This window comes from Pseudomonas sp. UBA6699 (genome assembly GCF_002454615.1).
Lineage (GTDB): Bacteria > Pseudomonadota > Gammaproteobacteria > Pseudomonadales > Pseudomonadaceae > Aquipseudomonas > Aquipseudomonas juntendi.
The window spans coordinates 24331-49937 of sequence record NZ_DKJF01000076.1 but is presented as its reverse complement, the minus strand read 5'-3'; the positions used below and the strand labels follow the sequence as shown (position 1 = coordinate 49937).

Sequence of the window (25607 nt, the reverse complement as noted above, 5' to 3'; positions counted from 1 at the left end):
CGACGGCCGGTCAGCGCTTGGCGGCCATCGCCGTCACTTCGACGCGCATGCCGTCGAACGCCAGGGCGGCCACGCCAACGGCGGCACGTACCGGCCAGGGTTTGCTGAAGAAGCGCTGGTACACTTCGTTGAATGGCGCGCGGTCGGCCATGTCGGTCAGGTAGATGGTCAGGTGCAGCACGCGGTCCATACCGCTGCCGGCTTTTTCCAGCGCCACTTTCAAGGCCTGCAGGGTGCACTCGCTTTGCGCGACGATGCCACCCAGCTCCAGGCTGCCGTCGGCACGGGTTGGGATCTGGGTGGTGACCAGCACGCCGTTGTACTCGGCGACGTCGGAAGAAATCGAGTCGGCGTCCGGGTCGGGGGTATAGATGATGTCTGCTTGAGCCATGGTGTGGTTTGCCTTGCAACGGAAGGAAACGGCAAGCCTACGCGAGCGCAACGCACCGGTCGAGCGCACCCCGGCGTTTGTAAAGCGCGGCGTTCACCGGCAGAATCGCGGCCGATTGCCAGACCAGAGGTTTACGTTGAACGAACAGACTTTGTCCCGGCGCCTGGAGCGCGTGGCTGCCTATGTGCCGCAGGGCGCGCGCCTGGCCGACATTGGCTCGGACCACGGCTTCCTGCCGGTGGCGTTGATGCTGCGCGGGGTGATCGAGGCCGGGGTGGCCGGTGAGGTGGCGCAGGTGCCGTTCGCCTCGGCCCAACGCACGGTGAGCCGCAACGGCCTGGAGGCCTCTGTGGCCGTGCGCCTGGCCGATGGCTTGGCAGCCATCGAGCCACAGGACCGTATCACGGTGGTCAGCCTGTGCGGCATGGGCGGCGACACCATGTGCGCCATCCTGCAGGCAGGCCCGCAGCGCTTGGCCGGCGTCACCCGCCTGGTACTGCAGCCCAACGGCGGTGAGCGCGAACTACGCCAGTGGCTGGCCGGCAATGGCTACCGGATCGTCCACGAGGAACTGCTGCGGGAAAACCGCTTCGACTACGAGATCATCGTTGCCGAGCCGGGCAGGGCGGTGTACACCGCTCAACAGCTGTACTTCGGGCCGTTGCTGATGCAGGAAAAAAGCGCGGCGTTCCTGGGTAAATGGCAGCGCATGCTGCGCCAGAAGCAGCACACCCTGGCCAATTTCCAGCGGGCCCGGGGCGCAGTGCCGCAAGCGAAGATAGACGACTTCAACCAGTAGGTAGGCTGGATAACGCAGCTGCTGGCCTGAGTCACTGTTGCGGGCAGTTGCTCATCTCGCGGTAACTGATTTCGTGCTTCTGGTCATGGTGGTCGAGGTACACCATGTGAGCGGTGCCGATCTGGCAGTCGCCGACGTTGCTGGGCGGGGTGATGGAAATCACTTTGGCCACATCCAGGTACATGCCGTATGCATAGTTGCTACTGGCTGGCTGATCGTTGCCCGTGGCGGCGAGGGATGCGCACGAAGCCATGGCAGCGAAAATGGCGATTATAGCGAGGGAGGGTTTCATGGCTGGCTCCTTTTACAATGTATGACTAATGATGTATTCAAAGGCCTTACACAATAAATGGGCTAAGTTGTGATAGATTCCTGCCTTTAACGTAACAATAACACCCAGTAAGGAGCTCACTTTCATGGACATGCTGCATGCCATGCGTACCTTCGCCCGTGTGGTGGAATGCGGCAGCTTCGCGGCGGCCGCCAACGCCCTGGACATCTCTGCGGCACAGGTTTCGCGCATCGTGGCGGAGCTGGAAAACCAGTTGCAGACCCGCCTGTTGCACCGCACCACCCGGCGCTTGCGCATGAGCGAGGCCGGCGAGCGGTTTCTCGAGCGGGCGCGGCAGATCATGCTGCTGACCGAAGAAGCGGTGGGCGAGGCCCGTGGTGCGCACCTGACGCCGCGTGGGCGGTTACGTCTGCACTGTCCCCATGGCCTGGGGCTGTTGCTGATGCCGCTGGTGGCCGGCTACAACGCGTTGTGCCCGGAGGTGGTGATCGAGTTGACCCTGTCACAGCGCAACCCCGACCCGCTGGCCGAAGGGCATGATGTGGTGATTACCGTTGACGGCGCGTTGCCCGATTCGCAGCTGATCGCGGTGCCGCTGGGCAATATCTTCAGTATCCCCTGCGCGGCCCCGGCCTACCTGGAAGCCAATGGCGTACCGGAAAGCCCCGAAGACTTGCACGGCCATCGTTGCCTGCGCATGTCGTACCCCCTGTACGAAGGTGACTGGGTGTTCCCGCAAGGGGTCGACCAGTGTGTGATCGTACCGAAGGACGGTTTCTCCACCAATGTTGCCGATGCCATGCTGGTGGCCAGCGAGTTGGGCATGGGCATAGGCCTGTTGCCGTTCTACACCGCCAGCCAGGCGATCGGGCAGGGACGGCTGTGCCGCCTGTTGGCGCCGTATCGGCTGCGCGAGAGTGCGCTGTATGCAATTTACCCGTCACGGCACTACCTGGATGCCAAGGTGCGTACCTGGATCGACTACCTCAAGGAGCAGTTGCCAGCGCTGTTCGAAAGGCACGCCGAGCTGGTGGACGACGCTCGCTACTGGCGCTAGGTGGGCAGAGCCTGGCGCCAGGGCTCGGTCGTCGACCTACTAAAGCGTGTAGTGCTTCAGCTCCCGCGCAATCAGCATGCGCTGGATTTCGCTCGAGCCTTCGTAGATCTGGGTGATCCGGGCATCGCGGTAGTAACGCTCTACCGGGTAGTCTTCCAGGTAGCCGTAGCCGCCATGTACCTGGATCGCCATCGAGCACACCCGTTCGGCCATTTCCGAGGCGAACAGCTTGGCCTGGGATGCCTCTGACAGGCACGGCCTGCCGGCGCTGCGCAGGCGCGCAGCATGCAAAATCAGCAGCCGCGCGGCGTTTACTTGCACCTGCATGTCGGCCAACAGGTTGGCGATGCTCTGGTGCTCGTTGATCGGCTTGCCGAATTGCACACGGTCCCGTGAATAACCCAGCGCTGCTTCGAACGCCGCACGGGCGATGCCCAGCGCTTGCGCGGCGATACCGATCCGGCCCCCTTCAAGGTTGGACAAGGCGATGGCCAGGCCCTTGCCGCGCTCACCCAGCAGGTTGGCGGCCGGTACACGGCAGTTGTCGAACGTGACCGCGCAGGTATCAGAGGCGCGGATGCCCATCTTGTGTTCGCTGCGGTCGACTTTGAAGCCCGGGTTGTCGGTAGGCACCAGAAAGGCCGACAGGCCCTTCTTGCCCAGGTCCGGGTCGGTTACCGCAAACACGATCGCCAGGCCGGCACGCCGGGCATTGCTGACGAACTGCTTGGCGCCATTGATTACCCATTGGCCGTCTACCAACTCTGCGCGGGTCCGCAGGTTATGCGCCTCGGAGCCGGCTTGCGGCTCGGTCAGGCAGAAGCAGCCGATCACTTCACCCGTGGCCAGGCGCGGCAGCCATTGCTGCTGTTGGTCGGCCGTGCCATATGCCAGCAGCGGGCCGCAACCCACGGAGTTGTGAATGCTCATCATCGCCCCGGTGGCGCCACAACCGGCGGAAATTTCCTCTACCGCCAGGGCATAGGCGACGTAGTCGGTGTAGCTGCCGCCAAAATCTTCGGGCACGACCATGCCCAGCAGGCCCAGTTCGCCCATCTTGCGTACCACGTCGTCGTCGATCCAGCCGGCCTTTTCCCAGGCCTGGGCGTGCGGGGCGATTTCGCCACGGGCAAAATCGCGCGCCATGTCGCGGATCATGATCTGTTCTTCGCTCAGTTCCAGGTCTTGCATCGGTGTACTCCCGGGCTCACAGGCCTTCGAAGAATTGGTCGACCCGCTGGCGTTGCAGTGCAGCCAGGGTGGGTGGGTTCCAGCGCGGTTGCTTGTCCTTGTCGATGATCAGGGCGCGTACGCCTTCGATGATATCGCCATGCTGGAACCACTGGCGGTCCAGGTGCAGCTCCATGGCAAAGCACGCCTCCAGGTCCCGTTGGCGGCCCCGGCGCAGCATCTCCAGCGTAACCGCCATGGCCAGCGGTGAGCGGCTTTCCAGCTGATCGGCAGTGGCCATGGCCCAGGCGTGGCTGTCGCCAATGCTGACTGTGCGCAATTGCTCGACGATGGCCGGCAGGTCGGGCAGGGCGAAAAAGTGGTCGATGACCGGGCGCAGTTTTTCCAGCGGGGCATCCTCCAGCACCTGGCTACCGAGCCTGGCCAGCAGGCCCTGCAGGTCTTTGAGCGGGTGGTCGCCGAAACTCAGCTGGTCCAGGCCCTGATCCAGGGCGGCGAGCTGGTCGCTGGCCAGGTACCAGTCGGCCAGGCCGCAATACAGCGCATCGGCGGCCTGCACCTGTGCGCCGCTCACACCCAGGTAGATGCCCAGCTCGCCAGGGAGGCGCGACAGAAAATAACTGCCGCCCACGTCGGGAAAATAGCCAATGCCGACTTCGGGCATACCCAGGCGGCTGCGCTCGGTCACCACACGCAGGTCGCAGCCCTGAGCCAGGCCCATGCCACCGCCGAGGGTGAAGCCGTCCATCAGCACCAGCACCGGTTTGCGGTAACGGTGGATGGCCAGGTCGAGGGCATACTCCTCGACGAAAAAGGTCTCATGCAGCGTATCGCCGGCCTTGAAGCTGTCGTGCAGCGAACGGATATCGCCACCGGCGCAAAAACCCTTGGGGCCTGCACCGCGCAGCACCACCGCCCGTACGTGCGGGTCCCGAGCCCACTGTTCCAGGTAATGGCGCAGGCTACGGACCATGTCCAGGGTAAGGGCATTGAGGCCGGCGGGGCGGTTCAGTGTCAGGTGGCCGACCTGGTTGCGGACCTCGGCCAGTACATGGTCGGTGGCCGAGGTGTAAGCGTGCGCAGTCATTGCCTTCTCCCTGCTTTGTTATTGATTTTCCAAGTGAAGTCTGGATTTCGCTGGAGGATCTGGCGATCCTTGCATGCGAATTTGCCTTGTACAATCGACAAATCTGCAGGGGGAATCTGCATTTTTGCGTGCCTGGCAGTGTTGCCACTCTAGCAAGGTTTGAGGTTTACCGGATTGGCTTGGTGGATGGGCGCCGATGTTCTTGGTGTTTTGGTCCACCAGAATCACGATCATTAACCTTAGCGTAACGATCCAGCGCCGAGCTTGATTGATGCCCGGCTGGCCCCCGCCCTAAGGTGACCCCACGACAGCGAACCCGTGGAGTCACCATGACAACAACACAGAATCCACCGCCGCAATGGTCGCGACGGCGTGCCGAAAAGCAACGCCGCCTCGATCAGGTCCGGCACCTTGCCGACGGTGCGGTGCTGCCCAGCGAGCGTATCGTCGAAGCATTGGAACTGTTGCTGGCCCCCGGCGACCGCGTGGTGCTGGAAGGCAACAACCAGAAGCAGGCCGACTTCCTCTCGCGTTCGCTGGCCAAGGTCGACCCTGGGCGCCTGCACGACCTGCACATGATCATGCCCAGCGTCAGCCGTGCAGAGCACCTGGACTTGTTCGAGCGCGGCATCGCCCGCAAGCTGGATTTTTCCTTCGCGGGGCCACAAAGCCTGCGCATTGGCCAGTTGCTTGAAGACGGCTTGCTCGAAGTCGGCGCGATCCACACTTATATCGAGTTGTACTCGCGGCTGCTGGTCGATCTGATCCCCAACGTGGCCCTGGTGGCAGGCTTCATGGCCGACCGTGAAGGCAACCTGTACACCGGGCCCAGCACCGAAGACACCCCGGCGCTGGTGGAGCCGGCCGCGTTCAGCGACGGTATCGTCATCGCCCAGGTCAACCACCTGGTCGACCGTGTGGATGACCTGCCGCGGGTCGATATCCCGGCGTCATGGGTCGATTTCGTGGTGGTTGCCGACCAGCCTTTCTACATCGAACCACTGTTCACCCGCGACCCACGTCATATCAAGCCGGTGCATGTGCTGATGGCGATGATGGCCATTCGCGGCATCTACGAAAAACACCAGGTGCAGTCGTTGAACCATGGCATCGGCTTCAATACCGCTGCCATCGAGCTGATCCTGCCCACCTACGGCGAGTCGCTGGGGCTCAAGGGCAAGATCTGCCGCAACTGGACCCTCAACCCGCACCCTACGCTGATCCCGGCTATCGAAAGCGGTTGGGTGCAAAGCGTGCATTGCTTTGGCACCGAGCTGGGCATGGAGGACTACATCGCCCAGCGGCCCGATGTGTTCTTCACCGGCCGTGACGGTTCACTGCGCTCCAACCGCATGATGTGCCAGCTGGCCGGGCAGTACGCCGTGGACCTGTTCATTGGCGCGACCCTGCAGGTAGACGGCGATGGCCATTCGTCGACAGTGACCCGCGGCCGCCTGGCCGGCTTTGGCGGGGCGCCGAACATGGGCCACGACCCCCGGGGCCGGCGCCATGCAACGCCGGCCTGGCTCGACATGACCGTGCCGCAAACCCTGCTGGAGCGCGGCCGCAAGCTGGTGGTGCAGATGGTCGAAACCTACCAGGAAGGCGGCAAACCGACCTTCGTGGAAACCCTCGATGCGGTGGCCGTGGCGAAAAAGGCCGGCATGCCGCTGGCCCCGGTGATGATCTACGGTGACGACGTTACCCACCTGTTGACCGAAGAGGGCATTGCCTACCTGTACAAGGCCCGCAGCCTGGAAGAGCGCCAGCAGATGATTGCCGCTGTGGCCGGGGTTACCGCCATCGGCCTGCGGCATGACCCGAAAGACACTGCGCGCCTGCGCCAGCAAGGCCTGGTCGCATTGCCCGAAGACCTGGGCATCCGCCGCACCGACGCCAGCCGCGAGCTGCTGGCAGCGCGCAGCGTTGCCGACCTGGTTGAATGGTCCGGCGGCCTGTACAACCCGCCGGCACGGTTCAGGAGCTGGTGATGAAAGCACGCGACTTGCGCCTTGAACCTGTTGCGGTCCCTGTGGGCGCGGGGTTACCCGCGAAGAGGCCAGCCCACACAACCCGGATTCAACTGCCAGACCACTTGGCCGACCTGGCCGTGGAAGCCCTGATCGACGAAGCCGAGCTGTCCCCCAAACCCGGCCTGGTCGACCGCCGCAGCAACGGCGCTCACACCGACATGACCCTGGCCCTGATGCACGCCTCGGCCCTGGCCCTGTGGCCCTGCCTGCGCAACATGGCCGCAGCCGCGCAAACCATTGGCACCATCGGCCAACCCCTGCGCGCCAGCTTGGGCCAGCTCGGCCGTGAAGGCGAAGCCGCGATGCTGGCCGCGACCCATGGGGTCAACACCCACCGCGGCGCTATCTGGGCCCTGGGCCTGCTGGTCGCCGCCAAGGCGCTCGACCCCGATGCCAGCGCCAGCACGGTGGCCGCGCGGGCCGGGCGCATCGCCCTGTTCGACGACCCGGGCATGCCGCAGCAGCACAGCCATGGCCTGCAGGTGCGCCAGCGCTATGGCCGCAGCGGTGCCCGCGAACAGGCGCAACAAGGCTTCCCTGCGGTTATCGGCCACGGCTTGCCACACCTGCAACGCAGCCGTGCCAGCGGTGCCAGTGAGGCCAACGCCCGGCTCGATGCCTTGCTCGCCATCATGGCCGTGCTCAGCGATACCTGTGTGCTGTGGCGCAGCGGCCCTGCCGGGCTGGCCGCCGTGCAGCAGGGCGCCCGCGCGGTACTGGGTGCCGGGGGCAGTGCCACCCTGGCCGGGCGCCGCCACCTGCGTGCGCTGGACCAGCAACTGCTGCAACTGAACGCCTCACCGGGCGGCGCCGCCGACCTACTGGCCGCCTGCCTGTTCCTCGACAAAGCCGGGAGCCTGTGACATGGAAACCCTGACCTTCGATTTCCCCGCCGCCGAACCAGGGCGTGGCCGCACGCTGGTGGGCTGTGTCAGCTCCGGCGACCTTGAAGTACTGATCGAACCCGGCACCGCCGGCCACCTGCAGATCCAGGTGGTGACTTCGGTCGATGGCAGCGCCGCGCGCTGGGCGCAACTGTTCCAGCGCCTGTTCGAGGGCCGCGCCTGGCCGGCCGTGAACATCGACATTCATGACTTCGGCGCCACCCCGGGGGTGGTCCGCCTGCGCCTGGAACAAGGCTTCGAGGAGATCGCCCATGACTGACACCGCACGCCTGCTGCGCAGCCGCAGCTTCGTAGAACTGGGTGCCCGGCAGCGCGCCCGCGCCGTGCTCGACCCGGGCAGTTTCCGCGAGCTGCTCGGCCCCTTCGACCGGCTGATGTCGCCTTGGCTGCCCTTGCAGGGCATCGTGCCGCAGGCTGACGACGGCGTGGTCATCGCCAAAGGCACGCTGAACGAGCGCAATGCGGTGGTCGCCGCTATCGAGGGCGGCTTCCAGGGCGGCAGCATGGGCGAGGTGGGCGGCGCCAAGATTGCCGGGGCGTTGGAGCTGGCCATCGAAGACAACCGCAATGGCATCCCCACGTGTGCAGTGCTGCTGCTGGAAACCGGCGGTGTGCGGTTGCAGGAAGCCAACCTTGGCCTGGCAGCGATTGCCGAAATCCAGGCGGCGATTGTCGAACTGCGGGCCTGGCAGCCGGTAATCGGGCTGATTGCAGGTTCCGTCGGGTGCTTCGGCGGCATGTCGATCGCCGCTGGCTTGTGCAGCCAGTTACTGGTCACCCGCGAGGCCCGCCTGGGCCTGAACGGGCCTCAGGTCATCGAACAGGAAGCCGGCATTGCCGAGTATGACGCCAAGGACCGGCCGTTCATCTGGAGCCTGAGCGGCGGCGAACAGCGCCATGCCAGCGGGCTGGTCGATGGCTATGTGGCCGATGACATCCAGGCGCTGCGCGACTGCCTGCTGCAACTGCTCGACTCGCCTGGCGCTGACCGCGCCCGGCAACACGCCTGGTTCCTCGAGCGCCTGGCCCGGCTGGGCGCCGAGTGCCCGCAACTGGACGCTGCCGCTGTGCGTGCCCTTTACCAAGGAGAAGCCCAATGAACCGTGCCATGAACTGGTTGCCGGGCCTGGCGGGCGGCCAACCCTTGCCGGGCTACCCGGCGTCGTTGCAGGTTATCGATGGCGAACTGGACAACCGCCTGGCGCGCTTTATCGCCGTGGTCCCCGATCCCGCCAATCCGTTCCCCCGCGCCCGCGGGGGCGAAGTCGGCCTGCTGGAGGGTTGGGGCCTGGCCAAGGCCGTGAGCGACGCGGTCGACGCTGACAGCCAGGGGCACAAGCGCGCAATTGTCGCGGTGATCGATGTGCCCAGCCAGGCCTACGGCCGCCGTGAGGAGGCCTTGGGTATCCATCAGGCCTTGGCTGGCGCTGTGCAGGCTTACGCCCAGGCCCGGCTGGCCGGTCACCCGGTAATCGGGCTGCTGGTCGGCAAGGCCATGTCTGGCGCTTTTCTTGCCCACGGCTACCAGGCCCAGCGCCTGATCGCCCTAGACGATGCCGGGGTAATGGTGCATGCCATGGGCAAGGCGGCAGCCGCGCGGATTACCCTGCGCAGTGTCGAGCAACTGGAAGCGTTGGCCGCCAAGGTGCCGCCCATGGCCTATGACCTGGCCAGCTATGCGTCACTGGGCCTGCTGTGGCGTCGGTTGACGGTGGCCAACGCCGAAGCGCCTGGCAGCGCCGACATTGCCCGGGTGCGTGCCTGCCTTGCCGACGCGGTCCGGGATATTGGCAGCTCGACCGACCTGTCGTCGCGGCTGGCGGGCGAACACCGCAGTGCCTCGCGGCAAGTGCGTGAGCAACTGCGCCGCCAATGGCAGGGTGCCTGAGATGAACGCGCCACGCCCCCATGACCTGCTGTGGGGCATGCCGACTTCGGCCTTGCCGGCTGACGCGCCGCAGTGGGCACGGGAAGTGTTGGCCGGCGGCCAGCCGGTGGTCGTGCGCCGCGCGGTGTGTGACGCCGGCTGGGTCGCCGTTGGCGTGCGTGGCCAAGGGCGCGCGCAGCGCCTGGCTGCTGTGATGCGGGTTGCCGACATTCAACGCCAGCAGGCCCCTGAAGCCTTGCAGCGGCCTACACAGTGCGCCTGGCCAGCACAGCAGGCCCTGGCCTCGATAGCGCCAATGCTCGATGCCTGCGGCCTGGCCTGGGGGCCGACAGGTGGCGTGGGTTACCAGATTGCAACGGGTATCGACGTGCTGCACGCCGACAGCGACCTGGACATACTGGTACGCACGCCGCAACCGCTGGCGCGCGCGCAGGCCCGCACGCTGTTGGCGACGCTGGCCGCCGCGCCATGCCGTATCGATGCGCAGTTGGAAACCCCGGCCGGGGCTGTGGCGTTGCGTGAGTGGGCCGGTTTCGCCCAGCGTGTGTTGCTCAAGTCGCCCGTGGGGCCTTGCCTGTGCGAAGACCCGTGGGCTGTACGGGAGCGTGCCCCATGAGCACTCTGTTCGCGTTCCCGGGCCAGGGTGCCCAGCAGGTGGGCATGTTGCAGCGCCTGCCCGAAGGCAGCGCGCCGGTGCTGGAGGAGGCCAGCGATGCCCTTGGCCAGGCCGCACTGGCGTTGGACAGCGAGCACGCCCTGCAGTCGACCCGCGCCGTGCAGCTGTGCCTGCTGCTCAGTGGCGTGGCCTGGGCGCGCTGGTTGATGCAGCGCAGCCCAGGGCCGGATTGCGTGGCGGGCTTGTCGGTCGGCGCCTATCCGGCGGCAGTGGTGGCCGGTGCTTTGGGCTTTGCCGACGCTGTGCGCCTGGTTGCCCTGCGCGGCGAACTGATGCAACGGGCCTATCCGCGCGGCTATGGCATGACTGCGCTCAGTGGCCTGGAGCTGGCCAGTGTCGAGCGCTTGCTCGGCGAGGTGGGTGGCGAAGTGTATGTCGCCAACCTCAACAGCGAGCAGCAGATCGTCATTGCCGGCAGCGAAACGGCGATGGCGGCGGTGGCGGCCCGCGCGCGCAGCCTGGGCAGGGGCATCGCGCGCCGGCTGGCAGTCAGCGTGCCATCGCATTGCCCGTTGCTGGCTGGCCCGGCAGCCGAGCTGGCTGCGGCCTTCGCTGCGGTCGAACTGCAGCGGCCACGTATCACTTACCTCAGTGGCAGCAGCGCACGGGTGATAGTCGACCCGCAGCGCCTGCGTGACGATCTGGCCGGCAACATGGCGCGCCGGGTGGACTGGCGGGCGGCGTTGCGCAATGCCTATGAACGCGGCGTGCGCCTGCACCTGGAAATGCCGCCTGGCAGCACGCTCAGCGGCCTGGCCCGGCCGGTGTTCGAACAGGGCAGGGTGCTGGCGGTGGAAGGCACCCGATGGGACAGCCTGGATGCGCTGCTGCGCCAGGAGGTGGCGGACCGGCGATGATGGCGGGCATCGCGCCGGCTGGCACGGGCTACGCCCGCCAATGAAGCCAGTGCGGCGCTTGCGGGTTTACCGATGGCGAAGAACAACAACAAGCAACTTCGACACTACCTGAGGACAACAACAATGATCATCTATGGTGTGGCACTGCTGGCGGTCTGTACGCTGGCTGGGGTTATCGTCGGCGACTTTCTGGGCGTACTGCTGGGCGTCAAATCCAATGTAGGCGGGGTCGGCATCGCCATGATCCTGCTGATCTGCGCACGCCTTTACATGCACCGTCACGGTGGCATGAGCAAGGAGTGCGAGTTCGGTGTGGGGTTCTGGGGGGCCATGTACATTCCGGTCGTGGTGGCCATGGCGGCGCAACAGAACGTGGTCACCGCCCTGCACGGCGGGCCGGTGGCGCTGCTGGCTGCAATAGGTGCGGTGCTGGTGTGCGGTGCGACCATTGCACTGATCAGCCGCAGCCACCGCGGCGAACCGCTACCCGCGGTCGAGGCACCAGCCCAGGCCAATGGGCATGCTGCCCCTGCAGGGGGGCGCTGAACATGTGGCCGATCATTGATAATGCCCTGGAACATAACGGCTTGATCACTGCCTTCGCGGTGGTGGGCGGCATCATGTGGCTGTCGGTGTTGTTGTCCAAGTACCTGACCTTCGGCCGCGTGCACGGCTCGGCCATCGCCATTGTCATCGGGCTGGTGTTGGCCTGGGTGGGCGGTACCCTCACAGGCGGCCAGAAAGGCCTGGCCGACATGGCGCTGTTTTCCGGCATCGGCCTGATGGGCGGAGCCATGCTGCGCGACTTCGCCATCGTTGCCACGGCGTTCGAGGTGCAGGCCACCGAGGCTCGCCGTGCCGGGATGATCGGCGCGGTGGCGCTGCTGCTCGGCACGGTCTTGCCATTCATTGTCGGGGCGGGCGTGGCGTACGCCTTTGGTTACCGCGACGCGGTGAGCATGACCACCATTGGTGCCGGCGCCGTGACGTACATCGTCGGCCCGGTGACCGGCGCGGCGCTGGGTGCCAGTTCGGACGTGATGGCCCTGTCGATCGCCACCGGTTTGATCAAGGCGATTCTGGTGATGGTATTCACCCCGGTATCGGCCCGTTTGCTGGCGCTGGACAACCCACGCTCGGCAATGGTGTTCGGCGGTTTGGCGGGGACTGTGTCGGGTGTGACCGCCGGGTTGGCGGCGACGGACCGGCGGCTGGTGCCTTATGGGGCACTGACCGCCACGTTCCATACCGGCTTGGGGTGCCTGATGGGGCCGTCGATCCTGTACTTCTGTGTGCGAGGGTTGGTGGGGTAGACAACCGGGCTGCATGGCAGCCCGTTGGCTCAGTGGGCCTGGCTCTGGGCAGCCGGTGCAGGGTCGGCGGGCTCCAGCGGCGGGTGCTCTTGCGCGGCATGCATCAGGTCTTCGGTTACCCGCAGTTCGGCACCGGTGGGCGAGAACGTGGTCGAGGCGGCGAAGGGCGCCGGGTGTTCTGCCGCCGGACGCTTGCCACGGCGCCACATGAAGAAGCACAGCATCGCCAGGTTGACCACGGCAAACGCCCAGAACAGTCCGGCCTCGCCAAACTCGGTCATCATCGGCGAAATGGCCACCGGTGCCATGGCCGAGCCCAGTGAGTTGATCAGCAGCAAACCCTGGATCATCGGCACCAGCGCATCGGACGGTGCGCGGTCGGCGGCATGGCTGACCGCGACCGGGTACAGGGTGAACACGCCTCCGCCCAACAGGAACAGCATGGCCGGCAGCAGGAACGAGTCCGAGGGCAGGAACACCGTGACCAGTGACAGCACAACGCACAAGGCGGCCAGCGCCAGCAGTACGTCCAGGCGGTCTTTGCGGTCCGACCAGCGCCCGACCGGGTACTGCAACAGCATGGCGCCAAGGATGACCCAGGCCATCATGTTGCCGACTTCGCCCACCTCCAGGCCGATGCGTTGCAGGTACAGCGGCAGCAGGGCATAGATGCCGGCGATGGCGACGCCCGAGCCGAAGCAACCCACCAGGCCCGAGGGGGCCACGCCCAGCAACTGCCGGGGCTTGAGGGGTTCGACCTGCTCCAGCAAGGGCGATACCCGCGGCAGGATCACGATGGGCAGCACCGACAGCGCGGCGAGCACGCCGGCCAGCATGAACGGCGCGGTATCGCCCAACTGGGTGATCTCCCCCAGGCCGGCCTGGGCGATGACCCCGGCGCCATAGAAGGCGATCATGTACAGCGCCAGCAGGCGGCCGCGGATTTTCGCGTCGCCGGCCAGCAGCAGCCAGCTTTCGATCACCAGGAACACGCCCACGGCGGCCCAGCCGTTGATCAGGCGCAGCACCGACCACCAGGTCACGTCGTAGAACAAGCCCTGCAGCAAGATGGTCACGGCAATCAGCGAGGCGAAGCTGGTATAGGCGCGAATGTGGCCGATGCGCAGGATCAGCCGGTCGTTGAAGATGGCGCCCAGTGTGAGACCGATGAAGTAGGTCGACGAAACGATGCCAATGGTGGTGGCAGACTCACCGGCAGCGCCCAGGCGCAGGGTGGTGAGGGAAGACATGAAGCCGTTGCCCAGGGCGATGATGAACAGCCCGAGCAGGGGCGCCAGCGCCATGGCCAGCAAACGCGGAGACATAGGTACCTCTGGTTGGATGAGCGGAATGAGCGCCTTTTCGGACGCGCACACCGGCTCGACCCCGCAAGGGGCGAGTAGCTGCACGGATGCGACCTGGGCAAGACTCAACCGCTGGGCCGTAGGGGATGGGGCCGGGCGGGGAGGGTTGAGCCTATTTCACATGGTGGGCATGTGTTCAGGCACGGACTCTGTCATTGCTGCTGGTTGCCACCGTTGACGGCGACGGGCGAAAAGGAAGCGCGATTCTACGGGGTTGCGAGGGTTTGCCCAAGGGGCCTGGCCCTGCGACGAGACGCCGCAGGCAGCCAGGCAACTGCGCCCGGCAGCTAAGGCTGCACCCGGGTATCGATACTGACCACCACCGACATCCCCGGCCGCAGCTGCCGAGCGGGTGGCTGGCCGGCATCCACGGTGATCCGTACCGGTATCCGCTGGGCGATCTTGACGAAGTTGCCGGTGGCATTGTCAGCCTGCAGCAAGGCGAACTCCGAACCGGTGGCCGGCGAAATCTGCTGCACGTGCCCGTACAGCTTCAGGTGGTTCAGCGCGTCCACGGTAAAGCTCACGGGTTGGCCGATGCGCACATTGGCCATCTGGGTTTCCTTCATGTTGGCGATGACCCACAGGGTGTCGGGCACCAGCGCCATCAACTGCGCACCTGAATTGACATAAGCACCCAGGCGGGTGCCGATCTGCCCCAGTTGGCCGTCACGCGGGGCGGTAACCCGGGTGTTGTCGAGGTCGATGCGCGCCAGCTCCACGGCGGCCTTGGCGTTTTCCACGGCCGCTTCGAGCGCAGCCCGGTTGACCACCACGGTCTCCCGGTCCTGGCGGGCGATTTCCAGCGCGGCCTTGGCCTGGGCTAGGCTGGCGACGGCAGCTGCCTCGTTGGCGCGGGTCACGTCCAGTTCACTGCGGGAAACCGAGCCGTCGCTGACCAGCGCCTGATTACGGCGCAGGTCGGCCTTGGCTTTGGCCGCCTGGGCCTGGGCATCGCCAATGGCGGCCTGGCGCTGGGCAATGGTGGCTTCGGCGCTCTTGCGCTGTTGCAGGTTGTTGGCCAGGGCTGCCTGTTGCTGCTGCAACTGGGCGAGGGCCTGGGCCAGGCGCTGCTTGTAGATACGGTCGTCCAGTTGCACCAGCAGGTCGCCGGCCTTGACGAACTGGAAATCGTGCACGGGCACGTCGACGATGTAACCACTGAGCTGGGGGCCGATCAGGGTGACCTGCCCGCGCACCAGGGCGTTTTCGGTGCTTTCGATGGCACTGCTGAAGGGCGGCAGGCGCCAGGCATACAGCACCAGCAGAACACCTGCCAGGGCCACGGCGGCAAAGCAGATCGAGGACAGCAACCGCACCCGCCGCGTGCGTACCGGGCTACCCGGCTCGCTGGGCGGCGTTGTGCCTTCCGGGGTTTCGGCGATGGCGGTGGTGGTCGTGGTACGGGTGTCGTCGGTCATCGGGTGGGCACGCCGGGGGTGGAGTCGGTGGTGGTGGCCTGGCGTTTCGAGTACCAGAGCCAGGTGCTACGGATGCAGATCCAGATCATGGTCAGTATGGCGATGCTGCCGATCAGTACGAACACATCGTTGTAGGCCATGACATTGGCTTCGCGGCTGGCGGCCGTGGCCAGCAGGCGCATGCCGGCTTCGGTGCGCAGGGCCGGGTCGGCAAGGATGCCACTGTAGGCTGCTGCACCGCTTTGTACGCGGGCATTGACCAGTGGTTCCAAATAACTCAGGTGGTCCATCAGGTGGCTGGAGTGGAACTTCTCCCGCCAGGTCTGGAAGGTGCCGAGCAGTGCCGCGCCAACCAGGCCGCCGACGTTGTTGCAGATGCCGAACAGCACCGAAAAGCTGACCAGGTTACGGGGGTTGGCGCGCACATGGCTGATACCCAGGGCCATCGACGGCCCCAGGAAGAAGGTACTGCCAAAGGCCAGCAGAAACTGGCTGAAGTACATTTGTGCCGGGCGCGTGAGGTTGCTGGAACCGCTGTCGATGAATGCACCGACGGCCATGGCCAGCAAGGACACGAACAGCGGGATGATCAGGTGGTTGGGGTTTATGGTCAGGGCACTGCTGGCCAGGCCCGCCACGGCACCCAGCAGCATGATCCAGTACAGGCTGCGCATCTGCTCGCTGCTCATGTTCAAGGCCTGCAGGAAGCCTACCGCGCCTGTGGATTGCTCCGAGGTGACCATGCGGATCAGCACCACGCACAGGGCCAGACGGATGATGGCGCCACTGCCAAGCCAGCGGGTCATCAGCAACGGGTTGCGGCGGTTGTGTTCGATGGCCAGGCCGCTGAGCATCAGCGCAATCGATGCCGCCAGCGCCACGCCGAGCCATGGGGCCTCCAGCCACCAGTCGATGCGCCCCAGCGACAGCACGGCACAAAGCAGGGCGGTACCGCTGGCCATCAGGGTGAAGGTCAGGAAATCCAGTGGCTCGAAGGTTTTGAAGCGGTCACCGGGCGGTAGCTTGAGCAGCAGGACACAGCCCAGTGCCGCCAGGGCCAGGCCGAGCTCGAACAGGTACAGCCCGCGCCATTCGGCTATCTGCAGCAAGTCTTCGGAAAAGATCCGCGCCAAGGGTAATGCCAGCTGCGAAGCGCCCAGGCCCAGTACCATGGCCTTCAACCGCCACTGGGCGGGGAAGGCCTGGATCATGTAGTACAGCCCCAGCGAGCTGAGCGCCGCCCCCACCATGCCGTGGGCCGCGCGCACGGCGATGGCCGAGTTGAGGTCGTTGACCAGCAGGTGGGCGAAGGTGACCAGGATGTATAGGACCAGGAACACCTCGGTGAAGGCGCGCAAGCCGAATTGTTGGCGGAATTTCACCAACAGCAGGTTCATGGACACGTTGGTCATCACGTAGGCCGCTGGCAGCCAGGCCATTTCCGCCGTGGTTGCACCTAGCGCGCCTTGCAGGAACATCAGGTTGGCGGTGACCAGCGCGTTGCCCAAGCCACCGGTAATGGCTACCAGCAGGCCGACCACGCCATACGCCAGGCGTTTGGCTGGCGAATGCAAAGGCGTGGAAGGGGAGCCTGGCAGGGTGGGTTTTTCGTGGGGTAGCCACGCGTGTGGGGCGTATTTGTCCATGGGGCAGACTGTACTTGAGCGGCGCTTGGTGCTGCTAGGTGCAGGCTTTGGTTTTGAGCATATTGTGCGTTGCCGGTAGCACTGTATTCGCGGGTGGCACCGAACCCGACGCGGTGGCTGGCACCGGCTGCGCCGGTGTTCGCGGGCACGCCCGCTCCCACAAGGGAGCGGGTTTACCCGCTAAAGGGCCGGGGCTGCTGGCTGACGGGGGCGTCAGAAGTCTACGCTGGCGGACAAGCGCAGCACCCGTGGCGTGCCTTGGGTCAGGTAGTTGTTGGTGGTCGAGGCCGACGCCCAATAGGCCTTGTTGGCGACGTTCTCCAGGTTGGCCCGCAAGGTCACCCACTGCTCATCCAGCTTGAAACGGTAACGTGCGCCGAGGTCGACCCGGGTCCAGGCCGGGATGTTCAGGCTGTTGCTGGCATTGACGTACTGGCCGCCGGTACGCAACACCCGCGCATTCAATGCCGCGCCGGCGATGCCTGGAACGTCCCAGTCCGCGCCCAGGTTGTACTGGAAGCGCGGCACGCCCGGCGCACGGTTGCCGTCGTTGGCGCCATTGGCAGTGTTCTTGAGCTCGGTGTGCATGAACACTGCACCGGTCAGCAGGCGCAAGCCGAGCACCGGCTCGCCGAACACATTCAATTCCACCCCTTTGTTGACCTGCTCGCCGTCCATGCTGAAGGTGTCGCGCTCGGCACCGGCGCTGCGGAACGTGGTGCTGTTGGGCTGCTCGATGCGGTACAGGCCAAGCGTTGCACCAAAGCTGTCCCAGTCCAGCTTGACCCCGGCCTCGACCTGCTTGCTGCGCCTGGGCGGGAACACTTCATTGGCATTGGTCACGCTCGACGGGGCAGTGGGGCCTTGTGCCAGGCCCTCGATGCGGTTGGCGTAGAACGACACATGCTCCCACGGCTTGAGCACCAGGCCATAGACCGGCGTGGTCACCGACTCGTCATAGTTGGCGTTGCGCTCACCGCTAGCGGTAGACCAGCCGTCGACACCGATCGATTGCCGGCGCACGCCCAGGGTCAGCAGCACACGGTCATCCACAAAACCAAGGGTGTCGGACAGCGCCACGCTCTTGACCCGGTTCTTGCCCACGATACGCGGGTCGTGCAGGTCACTGCCCGTGTACGTATTGGTCGGGCGCGGCACCTTGACCGGGTGGTACAGGTCGGTGGCATAGCGGTTTGCAGCAGCAACTGCGGCGTAAGCCGAACGTTGTTCGCCCCACATGCCCGAAAGCCCGACGTTGAGCCGATGGCTGACCGGCCCCGTGGCGAACTGGCCATTGATGCCGGCCATGGCGCTCTTGTTATCCTCATCGTGTGGTGAATAGAGGTAGCCACCCCGCGCAGTGCCGTTGGCATCGCTGACGTACAACGAGGAGTATTCGCCGTTTTCGCGAGTGTGCTTGGCCCCGGCACCGGCATAAAGCACCCAGTTGTCGTTGAGGTCGTATTCGGCGTTGAGCATGCCGTAGGTGTCTTCCAGCTGTGACCAGGTCCACGGTTGGGCGTAATTGTCGCGTGCCGAGGGGGCATGGGGCACTTTGCTGCCGGTTGGGTAGATCACCGCCCGGCCCTGGTTGATGCGTTCTTTCTGGTAACCCAGGTCGGTGGACAGGCGCAGGCGTTCGCCCCGGTAGTCCAGGGCTACAGCTACCAAGGTGGCGTGCTGCGCTTCGTCGTGCACACCCGTGCCGCCGTCATGCTGGGCCAGGTTGATACGGGCGCCGAAGCGGTTGTCTTCACCAAACCGTTGGCCCAGGTCCAGGTGGCCGCCGACATTGGCGCCGGTGGCATAATCGAGGCTGACGTGGCGGGTTGGCGTGTCTGCGGCACGCTTGGGAACCAGGTTGACCGCACCGCCAATACCGCTGCCCTGGGGGGCGACGCCGTTCAGAAAGGCGTTCGGGCCCTTGAACACCTCGACGCGCTCGAGTGCTTCGGTGGTGATGATCTGCCGCGGTAGCACGCCGTACAGGCCGTTGTAGCTGATGTCGTCAGTGCTCAGTGGCAGCCCGCGGATGGTGAACACCTGCGAGAAATTGCCAAAGCCTGCCGACTGGCGCACTGCCGCGTCATTGAGCAACACATCACCCAGGGTACGCGCCTGTTGATCGGCAATGGTCTTGGCGGTGTAGCTGGTGACGCTGAACGGTACATCGCTGGTCGGCTGTTCACCAAGCACACCCAGGCGTGCGCTACGCGCCACCTGGCCGCCTTGCCAGGTATCGCCGCTGGCGGCCAGGTTGCTGTTGATGGTGGTGGCGCCCAGCTCCAGGGCACTGCCCAGGTCCACTGCCGGCGCCAGGGTGTAGCCCCCGCTGCCGGTGCTGATCAGGCTGTAGCCACTGCCGGCCAGCAGGCGAGCAAAACCCTCCGGCACACTGAAACTGCCCTGCAGGCCCTGGCTTTGCCTGCCCTGAAGCAGCGCCGGGTCGAATGACAAGGGCACCCCGGCATTGGCGGCGAAGCGTGCCAGCACATCGGCCAGTGGGCCAGCGGCCAGGTGATAGTCGCGGGTGGTGGCGTCGGCAGCGATCGCCGCTGGTGCCAGGGCGGCCATGGCGATGGCAAGGCTCAGTGCCTTGAAAGGCAAATGGGGCATTGGGCGAGGGTCCTGTAGGTGCAGAAAAGGGAGGTTCTGCACTGATCACCGGACGACGCCGGAAAAGGTATCAAAAAGCCTGTCGTTGATTCCCGTGTGCGCTGAGCCCGGGTCAGCTCACGGGCTCGACCGTCACCCAGTAGCGAGTCAGGCCCTGGACAGTTACCGGCAAGGTGTCGGCCAGCAACCGCAGGCTGGCATCGGTATCGGTCACCGGAAAGGCGCCAGACACTTTCAGGCCGCGCACCGCCGGGTGGCAACGCAGCACGCCCGGGCGGTAGCGGCCCAGCTCCTGCAACAGGTCGGCCAGGCGCATGTCGCGCGCCAGCAGCATGCCGTGTTCCCAGGCCAGGTCGCCGTTTTCCAGCGGGGTGGCGGGCAGTACCCGGTCGGCATCGAACGCGGTGCGCTCGCCCGCCTTGAGCTGCACGCTGGCGGCGGCGTGCAGCGGGCGGTTGGCGATGGTGCCCTGCAACACCGCTACCCGGGTCAGTGCGCCGTCGATACGTACGCTGAAGCGCGAGCCCAGCGCCCGCGCATGGCCCTGCGGGGTGGTCACCACCAGCGGGCGCGGCGGGGTTGCCGGGTCGTTGGCGCTGGTCACGAGCACTTCACCTGCCAGCAAGGCGATACGGCGTTGCCGGGCATCGAAGCGGATATCGATGGCGGTGTGGGTGTTCAACAGTACGTGGCTGCCGTCGGCCAGTGTCAGTGAGCGTTGTTCGCCAACCGCCGTGCGGGCATCGGCGGCCCATTGCTGCCAGGGTGCCTCGCGCCAGGCCATCCAGGCTGCTGGTGCCGCCAGCAGCCACATCCCCACACGCTGCAGGGCCTGGCGGCGGCTGACCGCACCCTGGCGGCTGAGCCGGCGCAAGGTTTCCCCGGTAACCGGCGCAGGCAGGCGGCGAAACTCACCGAGGATGGCCTCGGCGCGCTGCCAGGCCAGGGCATGCTGGCTACTGCGCTGGCACCAGGCCTGGACGGCGCGATGGTCATCGTCGGTGGCTGCGCCCGACTGCAGCTGCACCAGCCAGTCGGCGGCCTCGCCGAGGATCAGTGGGTCGATAGGTGGCCTCATTCGTCCATGCTCAGGCAGGCGAGGAAGGCGGTGCGCATGTCGCGCTTGATGGTCACCAGCGAAACCTGCAGTTGTTCGGCGATTTGCGCGTAGGTCAGCCCGTCCAGTTGCGACAGCAGGAATACGTGGCGAACCCGCGCCGGCAACTCGCGCAGCATGGCATCGATGCGGTACAGCGTTTCGAGGATCATCCAGCGGGTCTCGGCCGACGGCACTTCGGGTTCGGGCAGATGCGCGATGGCCTGCAGATACGCCCGTTCGACATCCTGGCGACGCCAGCGGTCTATCACCAGGCCCTTGGCAATGTGCGTCAGCAATGCCCGAGGCTCACCGCCGAAATAGCTGTTGCCCTGACGGCTGAGCAGGCGCAGGAAGGTGTCATGGGCCAGATCGGCCGCATCGCAGGCATTACCCAGCCTGCGCCCCAGCCAGCCCTGCAGCCAGCCGTGGTGCTCGGTGTACAGCGTCTGAACCTGCAGGTTGAGGGTGGGGTCGGCGGGCGGCATGGGGCGCGGGTTTCCGGGAAATAGGTGCAATTAGGAATTGATCGCATTCTATGCCCCGGGTTGCAGAACTGGCAATGTACAAAAGTGCCGGTACAGGCCCTTACAATGCCTTGGCCAGAAACGCCGCCGTGCGGCTTTCCTTGCAGTTGGCCACCACTTGCGGCGTTCCGCTGACCACCACCTTGCCCCCGGCAGCCCCGGCACCTGGCCCAATATCGATCACCCAGTCACTCTGCGCCACCACCCGCATGTCATGTTCCACCACCACCACGCTGTGCCCAGCCTCGACCAAGCGGTTCAGTTGCACCAGCAGCCGGTCGATGTCTTGCGGGTGCAGGCCATTGGTCGGCTCATCCAGCACGTACAGGGTCGCGCCCCGGGCCATGCGTTGCAGTTCGGTCGCCAGCTTGATGCGTTGCGCCTCACCCCCGGACAGCTCGGTGGCTGGCTGGCCCAGGCGCAGGTAACCCAGGCCGATGTCTTGCAGCACCTGCAGGCACCGCCGTGCCGGCGGCTGTTCGGCAAACACCTGCAGGGCCTGGTCGACGGTCAGTTGCAGCACTTGCGCAATGTTCATGCCTTGCCAGCTGACCGCCAGGGTTTCGGGGTTGTAGCGCGCACCGTGGCAGGTCGGGCAGGGTGCGTACACGCTGGGCATGAACAGCAACTCGACGCTGACGAAACCCTCGCCTTCGCAATTGGCGCAGCGGCCCTTGGCCACGTTGAAGGAAAAGCGCCCGGCGTCAAAGCCCTGCGCCTTGGCTTGTTCGGTGGCGGCAAACAGCTTGCGTACATGGTCGAACAACCCGGTGTAGGTCGCCAGGTTGGAGCGCGGCGTGCGCCCGATCGGCTTCTGGTCTACCTGCACCAGGCGCTTGATAGCCTCGAGCCCGGCGCTGACATGGCCGCTGCTGGTCTGTTGCGGTTCGTCTTCCAGGCTCTGCTCCTCAGGCTCGTCGCCTTGCCCGGCATGGCCCAGGTGCGCGCCCACCAGCTCCAGCAGGGCCTGGCTGACCAGGCTCGACTTGCCCGAACCGGAAATACCCGTTACCGCCGTAAAGCAGCCCAGCGCAAATGCCGCGCTGAGGTTGTCGAGGTTGTTGCGGCTGATGCATTCCAGCTTCAGCCAGCCACGGGGCTGGCGTGGCGCACGTGGGGCCTGGGCCTGGGCGCCGAACAGGTAGGCGCGGGTGCAGGACTGCTCGACCTTGGCCAGCCCCGCCGGGGGCCCGCTGTACAGGATGCTACCCCCGTGCTCGCCGGCGGCGGGGCCTACATCCACCAGCCAGTCGGCCCGGCGCATGGTGTCCAGGTCGTGCTCCACCACATACACCGAGTTGCCCGCCTGCTTCAGCCGTTGCAGTGCCTGGAACAGCGCTTCACTGTCGGCCGGGTGCAGCCCGGCCGAGGGTTCGTCGAGTACGTAGATCACGCCGAAAAGCTGCGAATTCAGCTGGGTGGCCAGGCGCAGGCGTTGCAGTTCGCCAGATGACAAGGTGGGCGTGCTGCGCTCCAGGGCCAGGTAGCCCAGGCCCAGTTCGAGCAGGGTGTCGATGCGCTCCAGCAGCTCATGGGCGATGCGCTGCGCGGCCAGGCGCTTTTCCAGGGTCAGCTGGCTTTGCTGTGGCTCCAGGTAGCCCGCTGCCGCGACCTTGCGCAGCACCTCGGCCAGCGCTTGCAGCGGCAACTGCGACAGCTCGGCGATGTCCAGCCCGGCAAAGGTCACGCCCAACGCTTCACGCTTCAGGCGTTTGCCGTGGCACAGCGGGCAGGCGCTGGGGCGCATGTACCGGGCGACGCGCTTGCGCATCTGTGCACTTTGCGAATGCATGAAGGTATGCATGACATAGCGCCGGGCACCCATGAAAGTGCCCTGGTAGCTGGGCTCCAGCTTGCGCTTGAGGGCCTGGCGGGTTTGCGCCGGGGTCAGGCCGGCATAGACCGGTGCGGTGGGCGTTTCTTCAGTGAACAGGATCCAGTCGCGCTGGGCCTGGGGCAGGTCGCGCCAGGGTATGTCCACGTCATACCCCAACGTGACCAGGATGTCGCGCAGGTTCTGCCCTTGCCAGGCCATTGGCCAGGCCGCGATCGCGCGTTCGCGGATGGTCAGTGACGGGTCGGGCACCATGGTCGCCTCGCTCACCTCGTAGACGCGGCCCAGGCCGTGGCACTGCGGGCAGGCACCCTGCGGGGTGTTCGGCGAAAAGTCCTCGGCGTACAGCATGGCCTGGCCTGCCGGGTACTGCCCCGCGCGTGAATAGAGCATGCGGATGGAGCTGGACAATGTGGTCACGCTGCCTACCGAAGAACGGGCGCTTGGTGTGCCCCGTTGCTGTTGCAAGGCAACTGCCGGGGGCAGGCCTTCGATGGCATCCACATCCGGCACACCCACCTGGTCGATCAGGCGCCGCGCGTAGGGTGCCACCGATTCGAAATAGCGGCGCTGGGCTTCGGCGTACAGGGTGGAGAACGCCAGGGAGGATTTCCCCGAGCCGGACACCCCGGTGAACACCACCAGCGCATCGCGCGGAATATCCACGTCGATGTTTTTCAGGTTGTGCTCGCGGGCACCACGGACACGAACGAAACCGGTGGGGGGAGTGGAACGTGGCGGCATGGCGCTTTCCTTGGCGGTACGGGAAGCTCACGGTAGCAGCATAGTCGCTGACGTGGGTCAGGGTTTCGGTTCGCGGGTGCCAAGTACGTCGCGAATGTTGTCCACCACATTGCTGTCTTTGATCACATCGCTCAGCCAGCCTTCCAGCGGCATGTTGCCCCACTTGATGGCACGTTCTATCAGATACGGCACCGGGCTTTGCGGTTCAGTCTGTTTGAAAAACTGAGCGATGCCGGCCAGCATGCTGAAGGCTTCGTCCCGGGTCAGCGGGGTGGTACGCATGGGCGCAGGGGCAGTGGGCTGGGCGGGAGTGTTCATGGCTTCACCTGCCTGTTCGACGGGGGCGACGCTGGCTTCGGGTTCGTCGACCACGGGGGCTGGCGGCTGCAGCTCGACACCACGGTCTTTCAGCAGTTTTTCAGCCAGCTGGCTGGCCCGGGTCAGCATGTCGGCGAGGCTGGCAAAGCTCGGTGCCTCGTGGCCGAACAGTTGCTCCGCAGTGGCCTGCAGGCGTTTGCAGGCTTGCAGACTGTCGTTGATCTGCAGCGCCTTGTTGCGCAGGTATTCGGTGTCGGACAGCGCCACCGAGCGCTGGAATATCTCGGCGTTGATCTTGCCTTCGTTCAATGCAGTCTGCATGGCCTTGGTGTCGCGCAGGGCCAGGTTTTCCACAAGACGTGATTCGTCGTAACGCAACACGCCAAAATTCTGCCCTTGGGTGATGGGCAAGCCACCGGCGATGTCGGTGAGTGTGCTCTTGAGCCAGGACAACCGGGCCGCTCGCTCGTCAAGGCCCTCTTCGAGAGTTGGGTACAAGTTTTCCCAGAACGCCTGCAGCAACTGTTCAGTCAGTACCAGGCCGAAGGTGATGCCTTCGAAGTGCGCGCGCTGGGCCAGGCCTTCGCTGAGCCAGGCTGCCAGCATCAGGTCCTTGCTGTGTTGGGCGAGGCCCTGGGCAGACAAGTTGATCACCTGCTCCCAGTCGGCGGTTTTCAAATCGGTTTGCCAGTCGCCCTGGGTCAGGTAGTCCGGGTCGGCCCGGCGCGCCTCCTTGATCTGGTCGAACAACGCAGAGAAGCTCAAGTCTTCGCCACTGCCACCTTCGATGGGTGCGACCAGTGCGGCCAGCGAAAGGTCATTGAGAATGTCAGGCATAAAGCACTCAGGTTCTGGCTAGTGAACAGCGTGCCAGGCTGGCTGGCACGCTGTGAAGGATGGGCCGCTGAAGCGGCCCTGGGCATGCAGGTAATCAGGCGAAGACTTTGTTCGCGGTGCGGTCCCAGCCACCGACGATGTTGCCGCCGGCCTGGCCGTCGGTACGGTTCTGCTGGGTGTAGGTGGTTTTGATGCGGGCGAAGTTGAAGGTGATTTCTTCGATCGGCAGGTCGCTGACCGCCTTGTCTTCACCGGCCTGGTTGCCACCGGCAACGAACCTGACCGACGACACCACGACTTCTTCCATGTCGATGGTCAGGTAGGTGACCTTGTCACCACCGGCGCGGTTGACGTTGAGCTTCAGCTTGGCAATGTGTTTGCCGGTGCAGCAGTGCTCGAACAGTTTGGCCGATGCCTTGTCGACCGATTTGCGGATCTTGAAGTCGCTCAGGGCAACACGCTCGGACGACGCGCCGCCCGAGGAGCTGGCAGTCGCCGAGGTCGCCTGGGTGGCGCCGTACTCGTAGCCCAGCACTTCGATCCAGTCCTTGTGCTTTTCGTCCAGTACTTCGCCTGGGATGCCGTCGATTTGGATATACGCGTCAAATGCCATTGTGAAACTCTCCATTAACAACTGGTAAAGGGTTGCTCATGCGACCCTTGGTTTTTCACCTCGCCGAACAGGCCGGCAGAGGTAGCGTGCCGCCACCCGGTG

Annotated in this window: 24 protein-coding genes; 11 read left to right on the top strand and 13 right to left on the bottom strand. The window is 65.4% G+C overall.

The window, feature by feature from the left end:
* Positions 1-10: 10 nt before the first annotated feature.
* A complete protein-coding gene (locus B3361_RS14525) occupies positions 11-391 on the bottom strand; it encodes a RidA family protein (protein ID WP_054904758.1) in 381 nt (126 codons plus the stop codon).
* A 136-nt stretch (positions 392-527) separates the two neighbouring features.
* Between B3361_RS14525 and B3361_RS14520 the strand changes: the two genes are divergently transcribed.
* A complete protein-coding gene (locus tag B3361_RS14520; protein WP_154211025.1) occupies positions 528-1190 on the top strand; it encodes a tRNA (adenine(22)-N(1))-methyltransferase in 663 nt (220 codons plus the stop codon).
* Between the two features lie 31 nt (positions 1191-1221).
* Here B3361_RS14520 and B3361_RS14515 read toward each other — a convergent pair whose 3' ends face one another.
* Positions 1222-1482 carry a DUF2790 domain-containing protein gene (locus tag B3361_RS14515; protein WP_286920264.1) on the bottom strand — a complete coding sequence of 87 codons (261 nt, stop codon included), beginning with the start codon at positions 1480-1482 and terminating at the stop codon, positions 1222-1224.
* 124 nt (positions 1483-1606) lie between these two features.
* Here B3361_RS14515 and B3361_RS14510 point away from each other — a divergent pair, with 124 nt between their 5' ends.
* Complete coding sequence (locus B3361_RS14510; protein WP_029887230.1) at positions 1607-2539, top strand: LysR family transcriptional regulator; 933 nt, start codon at positions 1607-1609, stop codon at positions 2537-2539.
* A 39-nt stretch (positions 2540-2578) separates the two neighbouring features.
* Here B3361_RS14510 and B3361_RS14505 read toward each other — a convergent pair whose 3' ends face one another.
* Positions 2579-3730: an acyl-CoA dehydrogenase family protein gene (locus B3361_RS14505; protein ID WP_029887231.1), complete on the bottom strand. Its 1152-nt coding sequence runs from the start codon at positions 3728-3730 to the stop codon at positions 2579-2581.
* Between the two features lie 16 nt (positions 3731-3746).
* Positions 3747-4817 carry an enoyl-CoA hydratase/isomerase family protein gene (locus B3361_RS14500; RefSeq protein ID WP_054904756.1) on the bottom strand — a complete coding sequence of 357 codons (1071 nt, stop codon included), beginning with the start codon at positions 4815-4817 and terminating at the stop codon, positions 3747-3749.
* A 329-nt stretch (positions 4818-5146) separates the two neighbouring features.
* Between B3361_RS14500 and mdcA the strand changes: the two genes are divergently transcribed.
* The 9 genes from mdcA (at position 5147) to madM (ending at position 12489) form a co-directional block, all read left to right on the top strand.
* Positions 5147-6808: a malonate decarboxylase subunit alpha gene (mdcA, locus tag B3361_RS14495; RefSeq protein WP_054904755.1), complete on the top strand. Its 1662-nt coding sequence runs from the start codon at positions 5147-5149 to the stop codon at positions 6806-6808.
* Positions 6808-7713, top strand: coding sequence for a triphosphoribosyl-dephospho-CoA synthase (locus B3361_RS14490; protein WP_054904754.1), 906 nt, complete (start codon positions 6808-6810; stop codon positions 7711-7713). The genes mdcA and B3361_RS14490 overlap by 1 nt, the downstream gene beginning before the upstream one ends.
* Position 7714: 1 nt before the next feature.
* Complete coding sequence (locus tag B3361_RS14485; protein ID WP_009686716.1) at positions 7715-8014, top strand: malonate decarboxylase subunit delta; 300 nt, start codon at positions 7715-7717, stop codon at positions 8012-8014.
* A complete protein-coding gene (locus B3361_RS14480) occupies positions 8007-8855 on the top strand; it encodes a biotin-independent malonate decarboxylase subunit beta (RefSeq protein ID WP_054904753.1) in 849 nt (282 codons plus the stop codon). The genes B3361_RS14485 and B3361_RS14480 overlap by 8 nt, the downstream gene beginning before the upstream one ends.
* Entirely contained in the window at positions 8852-9643 is a 792-nt protein-coding gene (gene mdcE, locus B3361_RS14475; RefSeq protein WP_054904752.1) for a biotin-independent malonate decarboxylase subunit gamma, read from the top strand. The genes B3361_RS14480 and mdcE overlap by 4 nt, the downstream gene beginning before the upstream one ends.
* A gap of 1 nt (position 9644) precedes the next feature.
* Positions 9645-10259, top strand: coding sequence for a malonate decarboxylase holo-ACP synthase (locus B3361_RS14470; RefSeq protein WP_054904751.1), 615 nt, complete (start codon positions 9645-9647; stop codon positions 10257-10259).
* Complete coding sequence (gene mdcH, locus B3361_RS14465) at positions 10256-11176, top strand: malonate decarboxylase subunit epsilon (RefSeq protein ID WP_054904750.1); 921 nt, start codon at positions 10256-10258, stop codon at positions 11174-11176. Before B3361_RS14470 ends, mdcH begins: the two co-directional genes overlap by 4 nt.
* 123 nt (positions 11177-11299) lie before the next feature.
* Complete coding sequence (madL, locus tag B3361_RS14460) at positions 11300-11722, top strand: malonate transporter subunit MadL (protein ID WP_054904749.1); 423 nt, start codon at positions 11300-11302, stop codon at positions 11720-11722.
* Positions 11723-11724: 2 nt separating this feature from the next.
* Complete coding sequence (madM, locus tag B3361_RS14455) at positions 11725-12489, top strand: malonate transporter subunit MadM (protein ID WP_054904748.1); 765 nt, start codon at positions 11725-11727, stop codon at positions 12487-12489.
* A gap of 29 nt (positions 12490-12518) precedes the next feature.
* Here madM and B3361_RS14450 read toward each other — a convergent pair whose 3' ends face one another.
* The 9 genes from B3361_RS14450 to B3361_RS14410 all read right to left on the bottom strand — a co-directional run bounded on the left by B3361_RS14450 (position 12519) and on the right by B3361_RS14410 (position 25505).
* Positions 12519-13814, bottom strand: a complete 1296-nt coding sequence (locus tag B3361_RS14450) for an MFS transporter (protein WP_009686723.1) — start codon at positions 13812-13814, stop codon at positions 12519-12521.
* 326 nt (positions 13815-14140) lie between these two features.
* A complete protein-coding gene (locus B3361_RS14445; RefSeq protein WP_054904747.1) occupies positions 14141-15274 on the bottom strand; it encodes an HlyD family secretion protein in 1134 nt (377 codons plus the stop codon).
* Positions 15271-16920 (bottom strand): MFS transporter, encoded by a 1650-nt coding sequence (locus B3361_RS14440; protein WP_286920263.1) that lies wholly within the window; start codon positions 16918-16920, stop codon positions 15271-15273. The genes B3361_RS14445 and B3361_RS14440 overlap by 4 nt, the downstream gene beginning before the upstream one ends.
* A gap of 213 nt (positions 16921-17133) precedes the next feature.
* Positions 17134-19536: a TonB-dependent receptor gene (locus B3361_RS14435; RefSeq protein WP_054904746.1), complete on the bottom strand. Its 2403-nt coding sequence runs from the start codon at positions 19534-19536 to the stop codon at positions 17134-17136.
* 112 nt (positions 19537-19648) lie between these two features.
* Positions 19649-20614, bottom strand: a complete 966-nt coding sequence (locus B3361_RS14430; RefSeq protein ID WP_054904745.1) for a FecR domain-containing protein — start codon at positions 20612-20614, stop codon at positions 19649-19651.
* Complete coding sequence (locus B3361_RS14425; protein ID WP_009686728.1) at positions 20611-21120, bottom strand: sigma-70 family RNA polymerase sigma factor; 510 nt, start codon at positions 21118-21120, stop codon at positions 20611-20613. Before B3361_RS14425 ends, B3361_RS14430 begins: the two co-directional genes overlap by 4 nt.
* Positions 21121-21220: 100 nt before the next feature.
* Positions 21221-23737, bottom strand: a complete 2517-nt coding sequence (locus B3361_RS14420; RefSeq protein ID WP_054904744.1) for an excinuclease ABC subunit UvrA — start codon at positions 23735-23737, stop codon at positions 21221-21223.
* A gap of 57 nt (positions 23738-23794) precedes the next feature.
* On the bottom strand, positions 23795-24892 hold the full coding sequence (gene tssA, locus B3361_RS14415; protein ID WP_054904743.1) for a type VI secretion system protein TssA: 1098 nt from the start codon (positions 24890-24892) through the stop codon (positions 23795-23797).
* Positions 24893-24986: 94 nt separating this feature from the next.
* Entirely contained in the window at positions 24987-25505 is a 519-nt protein-coding gene (locus B3361_RS14410; protein ID WP_029887856.1) for an Hcp family type VI secretion system effector, read from the bottom strand.
* Positions 25506-25607 lie beyond the last annotated feature (102 nt).

Coding starts and splice junctions, on each gene's coding strand:
- B3361_RS14525 (WP_054904758.1), bottom strand. CDS start 391: ATGGCTCAAGCAGACATCATCTATACCCCCGACCCGGACGCCGACTCG.
- B3361_RS14515 (WP_286920264.1), bottom strand. CDS start 1,482: ATGAAACCCTCCCTCGCTATAATCGCCATTTTCGCTGCCATGGCTTCG.
- B3361_RS14510 (WP_029887230.1), top strand. CDS start 1,607: ATGGACATGCTGCATGCCATGCGTACCTTCGCCCGTGTGGTGGAATGC.
- B3361_RS14505 (WP_029887231.1), bottom strand. CDS start 3,730: ATGCAAGACCTGGAACTGAGCGAAGAACAGATCATGATCCGCGACATG.
- B3361_RS14500 (WP_054904756.1), bottom strand. CDS start 4,817: ATGACTGCGCACGCTTACACCTCGGCCACCGACCATGTACTGGCCGAG.
- mdcA (WP_054904755.1), top strand. CDS start 5,147: ATGACAACAACACAGAATCCACCGCCGCAATGGTCGCGACGGCGTGCC.
- B3361_RS14490 (WP_054904754.1), top strand. CDS start 6,808: ATGAAAGCACGCGACTTGCGCCTTGAACCTGTTGCGGTCCCTGTGGGC.
- B3361_RS14485 (WP_009686716.1), top strand. CDS start 7,715: ATGGAAACCCTGACCTTCGATTTCCCCGCCGCCGAACCAGGGCGTGGC.
- B3361_RS14480 (WP_054904753.1), top strand. CDS start 8,007: ATGACTGACACCGCACGCCTGCTGCGCAGCCGCAGCTTCGTAGAACTG.
- mdcE (WP_054904752.1), top strand. CDS start 8,852: ATGAACCGTGCCATGAACTGGTTGCCGGGCCTGGCGGGCGGCCAACCC.
- B3361_RS14470 (WP_054904751.1), top strand. CDS start 9,645: ATGAACGCGCCACGCCCCCATGACCTGCTGTGGGGCATGCCGACTTCG.
- mdcH (WP_054904750.1), top strand. CDS start 10,256: ATGAGCACTCTGTTCGCGTTCCCGGGCCAGGGTGCCCAGCAGGTGGGC.
- madL (WP_054904749.1), top strand. CDS start 11,300: ATGATCATCTATGGTGTGGCACTGCTGGCGGTCTGTACGCTGGCTGGG.
- madM (WP_054904748.1), top strand. CDS start 11,725: ATGTGGCCGATCATTGATAATGCCCTGGAACATAACGGCTTGATCACT.
- B3361_RS14450 (WP_009686723.1), bottom strand. CDS start 13,814: ATGTCTCCGCGTTTGCTGGCCATGGCGCTGGCGCCCCTGCTCGGGCTG.
- B3361_RS14445 (WP_054904747.1), bottom strand. CDS start 15,274: ATGACCGACGACACCCGTACCACGACCACCACCGCCATCGCCGAAACC.
- B3361_RS14440 (WP_286920263.1), bottom strand. CDS start 16,920: ATGGACAAATACGCCCCACACGCGTGGCTACCCCACGAAAAACCCACC.
- B3361_RS14435 (WP_054904746.1), bottom strand. CDS start 19,536: ATGCCCCATTTGCCTTTCAAGGCACTGAGCCTTGCCATCGCCATGGCC.
- B3361_RS14430 (WP_054904745.1), bottom strand. CDS start 20,614: ATGAGGCCACCTATCGACCCACTGATCCTCGGCGAGGCCGCCGACTGG.
- B3361_RS14425 (WP_009686728.1), bottom strand. CDS start 21,120: ATGCCGCCCGCCGACCCCACCCTCAACCTGCAGGTTCAGACGCTGTAC.
- B3361_RS14420 (WP_054904744.1), bottom strand. CDS start 23,737: ATGCCGCCACGTTCCACTCCCCCCACCGGTTTCGTTCGTGTCCGTGGT.
- tssA (WP_054904743.1), bottom strand. CDS start 24,892: ATGCCTGACATTCTCAATGACCTTTCGCTGGCCGCACTGGTCGCACCC.
- B3361_RS14410 (WP_029887856.1), bottom strand. CDS start 25,505: ATGGCATTTGACGCGTATATCCAAATCGACGGCATCCCAGGCGAAGTA.